This window comes from Streptomyces milbemycinicus, assembly GCF_002154605.1.
In the GTDB taxonomy this organism is placed as follows: Bacteria; Actinomycetota; Actinomycetes; order Streptomycetales; family Streptomycetaceae; genus Streptomyces; species Streptomyces milbemycinicus.
This window is the reverse complement of record NZ_MUNE01000611.1, coordinates 1-13,053: the sequence shown is the minus strand read 5'-3', so window position 1 is coordinate 13,053 and position 13,053 is coordinate 1. Positions and strand designations below refer to the sequence as shown.

The 13,053-nt window shown below is 71.8% G+C and carries 14 protein-coding genes; 8 read left to right on the top strand and 6 right to left on the bottom strand.

The features are described from left to right. Positions 1–280: 280 nt before the first annotated feature. A complete protein-coding gene (locus CCN51_RS40385; RefSeq protein ID WP_014180363.1) occupies positions 281–1,024 on the top strand; it encodes a hypothetical protein in 744 nt (247 codons plus the stop codon). 40 nt (positions 1,025–1,064) lie between these two features. On the opposite strand, the gene CCN51_RS40380 is transcribed toward CCN51_RS40385, so the two are convergent. Further along, entirely contained in the window at positions 1,065–2,858 is a 1,794-nt protein-coding gene (locus tag CCN51_RS40380; RefSeq protein WP_014180364.1) for a phosphatidylglycerol lysyltransferase domain-containing protein, read from the bottom strand. Between the two features lie 23 nt (positions 2,859–2,881). After that, positions 2,882–3,982 (bottom strand): nicotinate-nucleotide--dimethylbenzimidazole phosphoribosyltransferase, encoded by a 1,101-nt coding sequence (gene cobT / locus CCN51_RS40375; RefSeq protein ID WP_014180365.1) that lies wholly within the window; start codon positions 3,980–3,982, stop codon positions 2,882–2,884. A gap of 41 nt (positions 3,983–4,023) precedes the next feature. On the opposite strand from cobT, the gene CCN51_RS40370 reads away from it, so the two are divergent. Beyond that, on the top strand, positions 4,024–4,680 hold the full coding sequence (locus CCN51_RS40370; protein ID WP_143676035.1) for a PH domain-containing protein: 657 nt from the start codon (positions 4,024–4,026) through the stop codon (positions 4,678–4,680). 28 nt (positions 4,681–4,708) lie between these two features. Here CCN51_RS40370 and CCN51_RS40365 read toward each other — a convergent pair whose 3' ends face one another. Further along, complete coding sequence (locus CCN51_RS40365; protein WP_014180367.1) at positions 4,709–5,908, bottom strand: bifunctional adenosylcobinamide kinase/adenosylcobinamide-phosphate guanylyltransferase; 1,200 nt, start codon at positions 5,906–5,908, stop codon at positions 4,709–4,711. Between the two features lie 118 nt (positions 5,909–6,026). Between CCN51_RS40365 and CCN51_RS40360 the strand changes: the two genes are divergently transcribed. Further along, entirely contained in the window at positions 6,027–6,254 is a 228-nt protein-coding gene (locus tag CCN51_RS40360) for a hypothetical protein (protein ID WP_043491906.1), read from the top strand. A gap of 31 nt (positions 6,255–6,285) precedes the next feature. Here the strand turns inward: CCN51_RS40360 and CCN51_RS40355 are convergent, their stop codons facing one another. Both CCN51_RS40355 and CCN51_RS40350 read right to left on the bottom strand, forming a co-directional pair. Further along, complete coding sequence (locus tag CCN51_RS40355) at positions 6,286–7,032, bottom strand: methyltransferase domain-containing protein (RefSeq protein WP_238545701.1); 747 nt, start codon at positions 7,030–7,032, stop codon at positions 6,286–6,288. Positions 7,033–7,133: 101 nt separating this feature from the next. Continuing rightward, positions 7,134–7,736: a DUF3043 domain-containing protein gene (locus CCN51_RS40350; RefSeq protein WP_193383750.1), complete on the bottom strand. Its 603-nt coding sequence runs from the start codon at positions 7,734–7,736 to the stop codon at positions 7,134–7,136. Between the two features lie 252 nt (positions 7,737–7,988). Here CCN51_RS40350 and CCN51_RS40345 point away from each other — a divergent pair, with 252 nt between their 5' ends. From CCN51_RS40345 to CCN51_RS40330, 4 genes are all read left to right on the top strand, one after another. Next, positions 7,989–8,759, top strand: a complete 771-nt coding sequence (locus tag CCN51_RS40345; RefSeq protein ID WP_078610686.1) for a PspA/IM30 family protein — start codon at positions 7,989–7,991, stop codon at positions 8,757–8,759. Positions 8,760–8,821: 62 nt separating this feature from the next. Then, entirely contained in the window at positions 8,822–9,100 is a 279-nt protein-coding gene (gene pspAA, locus CCN51_RS40340) for a PspA-associated protein PspAA (RefSeq protein WP_014180372.1), read from the top strand. 21 nt (positions 9,101–9,121) lie between these two features. Beyond that, positions 9,122–10,423: a histidine kinase gene (locus CCN51_RS40335; RefSeq protein ID WP_014180373.1), complete on the top strand. Its 1,302-nt coding sequence runs from the start codon at positions 9,122–9,124 to the stop codon at positions 10,421–10,423. After that, a complete protein-coding gene (locus CCN51_RS40330) occupies positions 10,420–11,100 on the top strand; it encodes a response regulator transcription factor (RefSeq protein WP_014180374.1) in 681 nt (226 codons plus the stop codon). The genes CCN51_RS40335 and CCN51_RS40330 overlap by 4 nt, the downstream gene beginning before the upstream one ends. A gap of 90 nt (positions 11,101–11,190) precedes the next feature. Here the strand turns inward: CCN51_RS40330 and nadA are convergent, their stop codons facing one another. After that, positions 11,191–12,369, bottom strand: coding sequence for a quinolinate synthase NadA (gene nadA / locus CCN51_RS40325; protein ID WP_193383751.1), 1,179 nt, complete (start codon positions 12,367–12,369; stop codon positions 11,191–11,193). Positions 12,370–12,606: 237 nt separating this feature from the next. Here nadA and CCN51_RS40320 point away from each other — a divergent pair, with 237 nt between their 5' ends. Next, complete coding sequence (locus tag CCN51_RS40320; RefSeq protein WP_014180376.1) at positions 12,607–12,960, top strand: HesB/IscA family protein; 354 nt, start codon at positions 12,607–12,609, stop codon at positions 12,958–12,960. Positions 12,961–13,053: the final 93 nt, after the last annotated feature.

Sequence of the window (13,053 nt, the reverse complement as noted above, 5' to 3'; positions counted from 1 at the left end):
GCGCGGGGCGGGCCGGTTCGGTCGGCTCGCTCGGTTCGTCCGACTCAGTCGCCTCGCTCGGTTTGTTCGGCTCGGTCGGCTGGGTCGGCTCGTCCGCGGGCTCGGGTGTGTCCGTATCCGTGGGCTCCGGCGCGTCCATGGGCTCCGGAGGCGCGGCGGGCCGTGGCGGGGCCGTGGGCCTCGGGGGTTCCGAGGGTCCCGGGGGCCCTGGCGGGCGTGCGGGGGACTGCTCCGGCGTGGTGTCCATCGCGTCGCAGGCTATCGCGCACCCTGAAAGGCCATGGGGCATTGGTGGTATCGGAACATCGTGGAGCCCGGCAAGCTGCCGCTGCTCCTCGCCCTGGCCTCGTTCATCCTCTCGTTCGTGATCACCCGCACCATCACCCGGCTCATCAGGGCCGGCAAGGGGCCGTTCCGCAACATCGCCCCCGGTGGGCTGCATATTCACCACGTCGTCCCCGGTGTCGTGCTCACCGTCGTCGGCGGCTTCGGCGCGATCGCCGGTGCGCAGACCCCGTCCTGGGAGTACCTGGCGGCGGTGGTGTTCGGGGTGGGCGCGGGGCTGGTGCTCGACGAGTTCGCGCTGATCCTGCACCTCCACGACGTGTACTGGACCGAGCAGGGCCGGCAGAGCGTCGAGGTCGTCGTGATCACCGCGGCGCTGGTGGGCCTGGTGCTGAGCGGCTTTCTGCCGTTCGGGGTGAACGAAGTGTCAGCCGCCGAGCGCCACGACCGCGGCGCGGTGATCGTGACCGTCTGCGTCAACTTCCTGTTCGCCCTGCTCGCGCTGGCCAAGGGCAAGCCGCGGATCGCGGTGCTCGGCGTGCTGGTGCCGGTCCTGGCGCTCATGGGCGCGGTCCGGCTGGCGCGGCCGGGGTCGCCCTGGGCGCGGCGCCTCTATCGCCGCAGGCCGCGGACGCGTCGGCGGGCGCAGCACCGGGCGGAGCGGCATGACGCGCGCTGGGGCGGGGTGCGCCGGCGGTTGCAGGACTGGATCGGCGGGTTCTCCGAGCCGGGCTCCTGACGGCCGCCGGCCCCGCCCCTACCGGCCCCGTTCACGTACGTCAGCGCGGCGACGCGTGATGTGCCGCCGCCGTCTCCAAGCGCTTGCGGTTCAGCCACTTGGGCAGCCCCGGCGCCTCCAGGAACCCCTCGGCCCGCGCCGCCGCGATACCGATCCGCGGCAGGTCGGTGCTCTTCTCGAAGAGCAGATAGCGGGGCTCCCAGATCGGCCGGTACTTGGCGTTGGCGCGGTAGAGCGATTCGATCTGCCACCAGCGGGAGAAGAAGCTGAGCAGCGAGCGCCACAGCCGCAGTACGGGGCCGGCGCCCAGCCTGGACCCGCGTTCGAAGACGGACCGGAACACCGCGAAGTTCAGCGAGATCTGGTCGGCGCCGACCTCCTTCGCCCGCTGGATCAGCTCCAGCACCATGAACTCCATCAGCCCGTTGTCGGAGTCCCGGTCGCGCCGCATCAGGTCCAGGGAGAGCCCGTGCGAGCCCCAGGGCGCGAAGCTGAGCATCGCGCGCGGCCTGCCGTCGCGGTCGGCGCAGTCCAGCAGCACACAGCGGCCGTCGGCGGGGTCGCCGAGCCGGCCGAGCGCCATGGAGAAGCCGCGTTCGGTCTCGCCGTCCCGCCAGTCGTCGGCGAGCCGCAGCAGTTCGGCCATCTCCTCCTCGGGGATGTCCTCGTGGTGGCGGATGCGGACCGTGTAGCCGGCGCGTTTGACGCGGTTGTAGGCCTGGCGCACGGTGCGCATGGCGCGCCCCTCCAGCGTGAACTCCTCGGTGTCGACGATCGCCTCGTCCCCGAGTTCGAGGGCGTCCAGGCCGTGTCGCGCGTACACCGTGCCGCCCTCCTCGCTCGCGCCGATCACGGCCGGGGTCCAGCCGTGCTCGCGGGCCTCGGTCAGCCATCGCTCGATGGCGCCGGGCCAGGCCTCCGGGTCGCCGATGGGGTCGCCCGAGGCGAGGGAGACGCCGCTGAGCACCCGGTACGTCACGGCGGACTTGCCGGTCGGCGACCAGATGACGCTCTTGTCGTGGCGCAGCGCGAAGTAGCCGAGCGAGTCGCGGTCGCCGTGCCGCGCCAGCAGCGCGCGCAGCCGGCGCTCGTCGTCCGCCGAGATCGGGTCGACGACGCGGCGGGAGCGGAAGGCCACGTACAGCACCAGCAGGAGCAGCGCCGTGCTCATGATGTTGATGGCCACATTCGCCCAGCCCGGGGTCTGGATCCCCTCGAAGCGGCCTTCCAGGGCCGCGAGCGAGATCAGCCGCAGCGTGCCGTAGTGCCAGCGGTCCAGGAACGAGGAGCGGTAGTCGTCGGGCGCGGTGTTGGTGAGGGTGACCAGCGCGGTCGCCAGCAGCGAGCCGATCAGCAGCCCGCTCACCGCGACAACGGCGGCGAGCTTGGGGTTCGAGCGGTCGCCCTTGGCGTAGAACTCGCGGCGGCCGATGAGCAGGGCGACGACGAAGACGGCGGTCAGGCCCAGCGAGATCCAGTTCTGCGGGTGGCGGGCGACGGGCGCCTGGGTCAGGGCGAGGGCCAGCAGCGGGACGGTCAGCCCGCCGAGGACGAGGTTGAGGATCCAGGCGGCGCGCTTGCGGCGGCGCATGGTGATCGCCAGGAACATCGAGAAGGCGCCGGAGAAGAAGCCCGCGGTGAGGAGGTACGGGGTGAAGTACTGGTCGACGTTGTGGCGCCGGATGTCGTTGCCGAAGGAGACCCACACCGCGCCGAGGAAGTTCAGCGCGGTGACGGCGCGCAGGTACCAGACGGCGAAGGCGGCGGAGCGGCGCGGCCAGGGGCGGCCGCGCCGGGTGGCCTCAGCGGTCGGCTTCGAACGGACGTCTCCCATGCCGTGAGCATATGGGGAGGAGGTCAGGTGATGTCGTCGGCCGCCGGGGCGTCGTCGGCCCGCTCGTCGGGCGCCGGGTCGGGCCGCTCGGGCAGCTCCGCGGCGAGCGCCGCGGCCGCCTGTACGAGTGGCAGGGCCAGTAGCGCCCCGGTGCCCTCGCCCACGGTGATGCCGTGGTCGAGCAGCGGGTCGAGCGCGATCCGGTCGAGCGCCTTCTCCTGGGCCGGCTCGCCGCTGTTCTGCCCGGCCAGCCACCAGTCGGGTGCCCGGAACGCCACGCGCTGCGCGACGAGCGCGCAGGCCGCGGAGACCACACCGTCGAGGATGACGGGCGTACGGCGTACGGCGCTCTGGAGCAGAAAGCCGGTCATCGCGGCGAGGTCGGCGCCGCCGCTGGCCGCCAGCAGCTGAAGCTGGTCGCCGAGGACGGGGCGGGCGCGGCGCAGCCCGTCGCGGATGGCCGCGCACTTGCGCATCCAGGCGAGGTCGTCGATGCCCGCACCGCCGCGGCCGGTGACCACGGAGGCGTCGGTGCCGCACAGCGCGGCGATCAGGGTGCCGGCGGCGGTGGTGCCGCCGACGCTCACATCGCCGAGGACGACGATGTCCGTGCCCGCGTCGGCCTCTTCGTCGGCGATGGCCATGCCCGCCCGGAAGGCCTGCTCGGCCTCCTCCAGGGTCAGCGCGTCCTCGATGTCGAGGCGGCCGGAGCCGCGCCGGACGCGGTGGCGGGTGACCTCCTTGGGGAGGTCGTCGGGGTCGCAGTCCAGGGACATGTCGACGACGCGCACGGGCACGTCGTAGCGGCGGGCCAGGATCGCCACGGGGCTCTCGCCGTCGAGTACGGCGCGTACGAGCTGGTGGGCGCTGCCGGCGGGGCGGGCGGACACGCCCAGCTCCGCGACGCCGTGGTCACCGGCGAACAGTACGACCCGTGACCTCTCGATGGGCTTGACGGGCACCCGCTGCTGGGCGGCTGACAGCCACTCACCCAGCTCGTCCAGGCGCCCGAGCGCCCCCGGGGGCAGCGCCAGCCGCTCCCGGCGCTCCTCGGCATCGCGCCGGACGCCGCCGTCGGGACGCTCGATCAGGTCGACGAAGTCATCGAGATTGAGACTGCTCACGGGCGGAACCCTACCGGGGGTACCCCGATGGTGTGGTTGGGGTGCGCGAGCGGGACCCCTCCCGGTTCTCGCGCGCTAGCGTTCCGTGGTTCGGGTGCCGAGGCGGGAAGGGCCAGGAGGGGGAGAGGATGACCGGGACGGGGGAGGGCCGCCCACAGGCCCGCGAGTACCGTGCGCCGCTTTGGCTGCCGTTGCTCGTCATCGTTTTCTTCGGGGGCTTTGGCCTGACGGTGCTGAGGCCGGTGTTCGAGGAGGACATGCCCATCGCCCTCGCGATCGTGATGGTCGCGGTGCTGGCTTCGGTGTATTTCCTGCTGGTCGTGGTGACCTGTGCGAGCAGGACCGTCATCGACGAGGACCATGTCGCCGTCCGTAGGCTGTTTCGGACGCGCAGGACGGCCTGGCGCGACATCCAGGCCATCGAGATCGAAGGCTATCCGCACAGGTTGGTCCATGGGACGCAGCCCGCGGCGATCGTCGTTGTCCGCCACCGCGACGGCCGAAAGATCACGTTGCCCCATCTCCACGACAAGCGCGGGCTGTCGGTGCACCAAGAGGTACTGGCCATGCACGCGATATGGGAGCGGCGACGCGGCGACAACTGGACGCCGCCGTCCGACGCCGAAACCACAGCGGCTGAGGAGGCGGAGACGGAGACGGAGACGGAGGCGTGGACGAGGCGCCCCTGGCACCGGTAGCGGCCCGGCCCAGGAGTGTGAAGCCCTTTCAGCCCCGGAGGGGGAGGGCCTGGCCGGCCACGATCAGGAGGACTTGTTCGCACTCGGCTGCGAACGCCGCGTTCAGACGGCCGAGTTCATCGCGGAAGCGGCGCCCCGACGCGGTGGCGGGGACCACTCCGGAGCCCACCTCGTTGCTGACGGCGACCACCGTGCGGGTGGTGGCCCGGAGGGCGGAGACCAGGGCGTCGACGCGTTCGTGGAGGGCGCGCCTGCCGCCGTGGGTCCAGGTGTCGTCGTCCCAGGCGCCGACCGAGTCCATCGCGTCGGTCAGCCACAGCGCGAGACAGTCGATCAGCAGCGGCCCGCCGTCCTGGCCGAGCAGCGGCGGCAGATCGCAGGTCTCGGTGGTGCGCCAGGAGCCGGGGCGGCGCTCGCGGTGGGCGGTGATACGCGCGGCCCAGTCGGGGTCGCCGTCGCGGGTGCCGCCGGTGGCCACGTAGAGGACATCGGGGAACGCCGCGAGCCGCCGTTCGGCCTCCAGGGACTTACCGGAACGCGCGCCGCCCAGGACGAGCGTACGGCGCGGCAGGTCCGGCACCGCGTGGTACTCCCCGACGACGACCGTCTCCCCGTCCGGCACGGCCCGCGCGCCCGCCGCCGCGAGCCTGCGGTGCAGCTCGGGGCCGGGCGGGACGGTGTGGTCGAGGTGGACAGCGAGGAGGTCGGTGGTCGGGCCGACCGCCCCCGTGGCGCGGAGCTGGGCCAGCGCGCCGGGGCGGCCGAGGACGTCCAGCAGCACCATGTCGTAGGGCTCGGCGGAGTCGGTCAGACCGGCCGGGGCCGCGCCGGGCGGGAGGTAGAGGAGGCGGGTGGAGTCGGGGCCGGTGACCTCGTAACCGGTGCCGGGGGAGTCCAGCGGAACGGCCCGCACCCGGTGGCCGCTGATCAGGGCCAGCTCCCGGCCGTCGGGGACCCGGCCCGGCGCGGGCAGCCCGGCGGGGAACTCGACGGCCGGGCCCTCGTGGGGGTGCGAGAGCAGCACCTGTACGACGCCGGTCAGCGAGTATCCGGCGCGTGCGGCGGCGAAGGCCGCGCCCGGGGTGAGGTCGAGCAGCAGCGCACCGTCGATCAGCAGGGCGGTCGCGGCCCGCGCCTCGTCGCCCACGGCGGTGGCGCAGGCCGCGCAGGGGCAGCCGTGGCGCGGCAGCCCGGCGGGGGCTCCGGTGCCCAGGAGAGTGAGTTCCACGCCCCGATCGTCTCGCGTCCCGGTGTGGTGGGCGCGCTCAGGTCACCCCGCTGGGAGTGATCAGTCCCATAGGCTGCTGGGCAGACATCATGTGACCGGCGGGATGGAGGAGGCGGACATGGCATGGACGTGGCGGTTCGAGAAATCCGACGGTACGGAGACGAAGCCCGCGGTGCAGCCCGACGAGTTCCCTACGCAAGGGGACGCCGAGTCGTGGATCGGAGAGGAGTGGAGGGCCCTGCTGGAGGGAGGGGCGGAGCAGGTGACCCTCTTCGAAGACGGGTCGAAGATCTATGGGCCGATGAGCCTGCGGGCCGAAGAGCCGAGTAGCCGAGTAGCCGAGTAGCGGTGAGATGAGGTGAGGGTGCGCGGCTGACTCAGCCGCGCACTCCGCACAGGTGCAGCAGCGCCGCCACCGCGCGGTACGGGTCGGTGCGCCCGGCGCGGTCCTCCGCCGTCAGCAGCCGGTCCCAGTCGTCGGGGACCGAAGAGTCGTCCGCCGCCAGGTCGGTGAAGACCCGCACGCCGTACCAGGTGTGCAGCGGTGTGCCGATCGCGGTGAGCGTGGTGGTCAGCGTCTCGCGGCGGTCGGCGCGGGCGGCCAGGCCGATGCGGTTGGTGTACGTGGGGGAGTCGAAGGCGGCGAGCGCCGTGTCCCAGTCGCCCGAGAGCCCCGGCCGCAGCGCGAGCGCGTCGGCGTTGCGGACCAGGAGCGAGAGCAGGCCGCCGGGCGCCAGGACGCGGGCCAGGGCGGCGAGCATCGGGTCGGGCTCCGGCACGTACATCAGCACGCCATGGCACAGGACGATGTCGAAGGCGCCCGGCAGGAAGTGCGCGCCCGTGTCCCGGCCGTCGCCCTCGATGAGCCGCATCCGCTCCCGGATGCCCGCGGGCTCGCGCGACAGGGCCTCGCGGACCGCGTCCAGCATGGCCGGGTCGGATTCGAGCCCGGTGACCTCGTGGCCGGCCCGGGCCAGCCGGAGGGCCTGGGTGCCCTGGCCGAGGCCGACGTCGAGGATGCGCAGCCGCCGGCCCACCGGGAAGTGGGCCGCGATCTGCTCGTCGAGCTGACGGGCGACCAGCGCCTGCCGGACGGTGTTACGCAGGCCGCCGAGGCCGCTCAGCCAGCCGCTCGCCCCGCCCGCGAAACCGGAAGTGCCGGAAGTGGTCGCGCTCGGGGCCGCACCGGAAGCGGCCGTCGGGGCCGCACCGGAAGGGTCCGCGCTCAGGGCCGCTCTCCGCGCTTGACCTGCGGCTTGGGCAGCCGCAGGCGGCGCATCTGGAGCGTACGCATCAGGGCGTACGCCACCACACCGCGCAGATTCTCGTCGGGGAACCGCTTGCGCAGCTGACGCTTGAGCTTGATGCCGAGGACGACCGAGTTGATGACGATCAGCAGGATGACCAGCATCCACAGCAGCAGCACATAGGTCTGCATGGCCCCGGCCTGGATCATGCTGAGGACCAGGATCACCACGGCCAGCGGCAGGAAGAACTCCGCGACGAAGAAGCGGGAGTCCACGTAGTCACGGGCGAAGCGGCGCACCGGACCCTTGTCACGGGCGGGCAGATACCGCTCGTCGCCGCCGGCCAGCGCCTCGCGCTGGCGCGCCATATCGGCGCGGCGGGCCTCGCGCTGGCGCCGCGTCGCGTCCTTGCGGCTCATCTTCGAACTCGAATTCGCCAGGCTGCGGCGCTGCGACTGGGCCTCGCTGCGCTTGGGGGTCGGGCGGCCCTTGGGCGCCTGAGGGTCACGGGTCTGCTGCGGCTGGTCCGCGATCACCTTGGCGGTGGCGGCCTGCTCGTCCTTTGAACGGCTACGGAACACAAAGCCCAAGGGTACGGGTTTGCGGGTGTGGGCCCCAGCCCCTGGGGGAACGATCCGGCAACGGCACCGCGCTCGCCCGTGCTCCTCCGTGCTCCTCCTTGCGCCGGAGTCGCCCGGGGATCGATCGTCCTGTAGGAGGAGCACGAGCGGGTCCGAACAGTGCGGTAATGGATGTAGGGCCCGTAGGCTGGGTCTGTTGGATGTGCTGGAGCCGGTAGTCCGTAGTCCGTCAGAAGGGGGCGCGCGAGGCCCATGAGCGGTGTCATGAAGCGTATGGGAATGATCTTCCGCGCGAAGGCCAACAAGGCCCTGGACCGGGCCGAGGACCCGCGCGAGACCCTTGACTACTCGTACCAGAAGCAGCTGGAGCTGTTGCAGAAGGTGCGGCGCGGCGTCGCCGACGTGGCCACGTCCCGTAAGCGCCTGGAGCTTCAGCTCAACCAGCTGCAGGGGCAGTCCGCCAAGCTCCAGGACCAGGGGCGCAAGGCGCTCGCGCTGGGCCGGGAGGATCTGGCGCGCGAGGCGCTGTCCCGCCGTGCCGCGCTGCAGCAGCAGGTCACCGACCTGGAGACGCAGCACCAGACGCTGCAGGGCGAGGAGGAGAAGCTGACGCTGGCAGCGCAGCGGCTGCAGGCCAAGGTGGACGCCTTCCGTACGAAGAAGGAGACCATCAAGGCCACCTACACCGCCGCCCAGGCTCAGACCCGGATCGGCGAGGCATTCTCGGGCATCTCCGAGGAGATGGGCGATGTCGGCATGGCGATCCAGCGTGCCGAGGACAAGACCGCGCAGCTGCAGGCCCGGGCCGGCGCCCTCGACGAGCTGATGGCCTCCGGCGCGCTCGACGACCCCTCCGGTATGGCCAAGGACGACCTTGCCGCGGAGCTGGACCGGATCTCCGGCGGCTCGGATGTGGAGCTGGAGCTGCAGCGGATGAAGGCCGAGCTGGCGGGCGGCACCCCGCAGCAGGCCATCGAGAGCGGGCAGAAGCAGGAGCAGCCCCGCCCCAACATGGACAAGTAGTGGACAAGTAGCGGACGAGTAGTCCTGGACACGTAGTCCACCGGGCCCCGAAGGAGGTCGTCATGATCGTACGGATCATGGGGGAGGGGCAGCTGAGGGTGGACGACTCACACCTGTCCGGGCTGAACAAGCTCGATGACGAGCTGCTCGCCGAGGTGCAGAGCGGCGACGAGGACGGCTTCCGCCGCACACTCGGCGCGCTGCTGGACTGTGTGCGCTCGCTGGGCGACCCGCTGCCCGACGACTCGCTGGAACCCTCGGAGCTGATCCTGCCGCGCCCGGACACGACGCTCCACGAAGTCCGGGCGATGCTCAGGGACGACGGCCTCATCCCGGGCTGAGCCGGGCTGAGACGGCCCTCGATGGCGCAGCGCTTACGGTTGGATGCCGTGACTCCCCTCGCCGTCGGGCCAGGCCTGGCCCGTCCGTACCGCTGGCTCACCGCGCATCCGCACGCGCTGGACGCGCTGCTGGCCGTGGTCGTCTTCGCGCTGATGCTGATCGGCGCCGCCGCCAGCCCGCACACCGGCCACCGCTCCATCGACCCGATCGACCCGCTCTTCGTGCTGCTGGCCGCGGTCGCCGCGGGCGTGTTGGTACTGCGCCGCAGATTCCCGATCGGCGTCCTCGCGGTCACCGCCGCGCTCACCGTCGTGGAGGTCGTCACCGCCCACGACGGGCCGCCGCGCACCTCGATCGTGTTCGGCGTCGCGGTGGCGCTGTGCACCGTGGCCGTGCGCACCGACCGGTCGACCACGCTGCGGGTCGGCCTCATCACCGTCGCCGTGCTCACCGGGGTCGCGATGCTGTTCGGGGTCAGCCCCTGGTACGCACAGGAGAACTTCGGCATCTTCACCTGGACCGGGCTGGCCGCCGCGGCGGGTGACGCGGCGCGCAGCCGCCGCGCCTATATCGCGGCCATCGAGGAGCGTGCGGTACGGGCCGAGCGGACCCGCGAGGAGGAGGCCCGCCGCCGGGTCGCCGAGGAGCGGCTGCGTATCGCCCGCGAGCTGCATGACGTGGTCGCCCATCACATCGCGCTGGTCAATGTCCAGGCCGGGGTCGCCTCGCATGTCATGGACAACCGCCCGGACCAGGCCAAACAGGCGCTCGCGCATGTACGGCAGGCAAGCCGCTCGGCGCTGGACGAGCTGCGCGCCACCGTCGGGCTGCTGCGGCAGTACGGCGATCCGGCCGCGCCCACCGAGCCGGCCCCGGGCCTCGCGGTGCTGGACCAGCTCGTCGACGGTTTCGTCAAGGCCGGGCTGCGGGTGGACGTGGAGGCGGTCTCCCGGGACGGTCTCGGCCCGCTGGCGGGGTCCGTGGACCTCACCGCCTACCGGATCGTCCAGGAGGCTCTGACCAATGTGCACAAGCACGCCGGGCCGGACGCCAAGGCCCAGGTCCGTATCGTGCGCACCTCCGCCGTACTGCTGATCACGGTCGACGACGACGGGCCCTGTGCGGAGCAGCCCCCGGCGGAGGACCCCGGCGGCGGACACGGGCTGATCGGGATGCGGGAGCGGGTCGCCGCACTGGGCGGCAACTGCGAGGCGGGACCCCGGCCGCAGGGTGGTTTCCGGGTCCGGGTGAGACTGCCTCTGCAGATGCGGAGAGGGGAACCGCGTGACAGAGGGGGCGAAGGGGGCGAAGGGGAGTCATGACGATCAAGGTGCTGCTGGCCGATGACCAGGCGCTGCTGCGCAGCGCGTTCCGAGTGCTGGTGGACTCCGAGCCGGACATGGAGGTGGTCGGCGAGGCGTCGGACGGCGCCGAGGCGGTGGAGATCGCCCGCGACCGGGGCGCCGATGTGGTGCTGATGGACATCCGGATGCCCGGTACGGACGGGCTGGCCGCCACCCGCATGATCACCCAGGATCCGCGGCTGGAGGACGTCCGGGTGGTGATGCTGACGACCTTCGAGGTGGACGAGTACGTCGTGGAGTCGCTGCGGGCCGGTGCGAGCGGCTTCCTGGGCAAGGGCGCCGAGCCCGATGAGCTGCTGGCCGCGATCCGGATCGCGGCGGCGGGCGAGGCGCTGCTGTCCCCGGTCGCCACGAAGGGGCTGATCGCGAAGTTCCTGGCGCAGGGCGGCGGGCGGGACGGGGAGTCCGGCGCGTATGACGCGGCGCGGCTGGACGCGCTCACCGGGCGGGAGCGCGAGGTGCTGGTGCAGGTCGCGGGCGGGCTGTCCAACGACGAGATCGCGGCGCGGCTGGAGGTCAGCCCGCTCACGGTCAAGACGCATGTGAACCGGGCGATGGCCAAGCTGGGCGCCCGCGACCGGGCGCAGCTGGTGGTGATCTCGTACGAGACGGGGCTGGTGCGGCCCCGGGGGTGAGCAGACGGACCGAGCGAGGGCCCGGGGGTTTTCGCCCCCGGGCCCTCGGCTGTCTGTCACACCGGCGGTTCCGTCACGCCGGCTGCCCTGTTACGGCAGGGCCAGCATGCGCTCGAGGGCGAGCTTGGCGTGGGCCTCGGTCTCCTTGTCGACCTGGATCCGGTTGACGACCTTGCCGGCGGCGAGCGATTCCAGGGACCAGACCAGATGCGGCAGGTCGATCCGGTTCATCGTGGAGCAGAAGCACACCGTGCGATCGAGGAAGACGATCTCCTTGTCCTCGCTGGCGAAACGGTTCGCCAGGCGCCGGACGAGGTTCAGCTCGGTGCCGATCGCCCACTTCGAACCGGCCGGGGCGGCCTCCAGCGTCTTGATGATGTGCTCGGTCGAGCCCACGTGGTCGGCCGCCGCCACGACCTCGTGCTTGCACTCGGGGTGCACCAGGACATTGACGCCCGGGATGCGCTCGCGGACCTCGTTGACGGAGTCCAGCGAGAAACGGCCGTGCACCGAGCAGTGCCCGCGCCACAGGATCATCTTGGCGGCGCGCAGCTCGTCGGCGGTCAGCCCGCCGTTCGGCTTGTGCGGGTTGTAGACCACGCAGTCGTCCAGGGACAGGCCCATCTCGCGCACCGCGGTGTTGCGCCCGAGGTGCTGGTCGGGCAGGAACAGCACCTTTTCACCCTGCTCGAAGGCCCAGTCCAGCGCCCGCTTCGCGTTGGAGGAGGTGCATATGGTGCCGCCGTGCTTACCGGTGAACGCCTTGATGTCGGCGGAGGAGTTCATATACGAAACGGGCACCGTCACCCCCGCGACCCCGGCCTCGGTCAGCACGTCCCAGCACTCGGCGACCTGCTCGGCGGTGGCCATATCGGCCATCGAGCAGCCCGCGGCCAGGTCCGGGAGGATCACCTGCTGGCTGTCGCCGGTGAGGATGTCGGCGGACTCGGCCATGAAGTGCACACCGCAGAAGACGATGTACTCGGCGTCGGGCCGGGCGGCCGCGTCGCGGGCCAGCTTGAAGGAGTCCCCGGTGACGTCGGCGAACTCGATGACCTCGTCGCGCTGGTAGTGGTGGCCCAGTACGAACACCCGGTCCCCGAGCTCGGCCTTGGCCGCGCGGGCGCGCGCCACCAGGTCCGGGTCGGAGGGCGCGGGCAGATCGCCGGGGCACTCCACACCGCGCTCGCTCCTGGGGTCGGCCTCCCGGCCGAGGAGGAGCAGGGCGAGCGGTGTCGGCTGGACATCGAGGGGTTGGGCGGTGGTCACGTCACGCACCCTTCTTTCTTCACGGGGACCCATTAATCGTCAAAATGACGCTATCTATCATATCTGCTTCATGTCAGTTTGACGATGCCCATCGCGTCGATGTGACGCATTCCGGAGCGCGGTCCGCGTATGCGAGCATGAACAGGCAGGAAGAAAAGCGCCCGCCCCGGAATGAATCCGGGACGCCGATGGTTTGAGCCGACGGCAAGCAGTCCGTACGACCCGGGAGAGAAGCAGATGACCGTTCAGGACGAGACCACCGCGAGCGAGGGCATCATCCTGTCCGACGCCGCCGCGTCGAAGGTCAAGAGCCTGCTGGAGCAGGAGGGCCGCGACGACCTCGCGCTGCGCGTCGCCGTCCAGCCCGGCGGCTGCTCCGGCCTGCGCTACCAGCTCTTCTTCGACGAGCGCACGCTCGACGGCGACGTCGTCAAGGACTTCGGCGGCGTCAAGGTCGTGACCGACCGCATGAGCGCCCCGTACCTGGGCGGCGCCTCGATCGACTTCGTCGACACCATCGAGAAGCAGGGCTTCACGATCGACAACCCGAACGCCACGGGCTCCTGCGCCTGCGGTGACTCGTTCAGCTGAGGTTCAGCATGAGGCGCTTCTCGTAAGCTGCCTCGCCTCGATCAGACGCCGCAGGGGGCGGGCCCGGCACCGGGCCCGCCCCCTGCGGCGTCT

Excerpts from the sequence above, each read along its gene's own strand:
- CCN51_RS40385 (WP_014180363.1), top strand. The coding sequence starts at position 281 with ATGGGGCATTGGTGGTATCGGAACATCGTGGAGCCCGGCAAGCTGCCG.
- CCN51_RS40380 (WP_014180364.1), bottom strand. The coding sequence starts at position 2,858 with ATGGGAGACGTCCGTTCGAAGCCGACCGCTGAGGCCACCCGGCGCGGC.
- CCN51_RS40360 (WP_043491906.1), top strand. The coding sequence starts at position 6,027 with ATGGCATGGACGTGGCGGTTCGAGAAATCCGACGGTACGGAGACGAAG.
- CCN51_RS40345 (WP_078610686.1), top strand. The coding sequence starts at position 7,989 with ATGAGCGGTGTCATGAAGCGTATGGGAATGATCTTCCGCGCGAAGGCC.
- pspAA (WP_014180372.1), top strand. The coding sequence starts at position 8,822 with ATGATCGTACGGATCATGGGGGAGGGGCAGCTGAGGGTGGACGACTCA.
- CCN51_RS40335 (WP_014180373.1), top strand. The coding sequence starts at position 9,122 with ATGGCGCAGCGCTTACGGTTGGATGCCGTGACTCCCCTCGCCGTCGGG.
- CCN51_RS40330 (WP_014180374.1), top strand. The coding sequence starts at position 10,420 with ATGACGATCAAGGTGCTGCTGGCCGATGACCAGGCGCTGCTGCGCAGC.
- CCN51_RS40320 (WP_014180376.1), top strand. The coding sequence starts at position 12,607 with ATGACCGTTCAGGACGAGACCACCGCGAGCGAGGGCATCATCCTGTCC.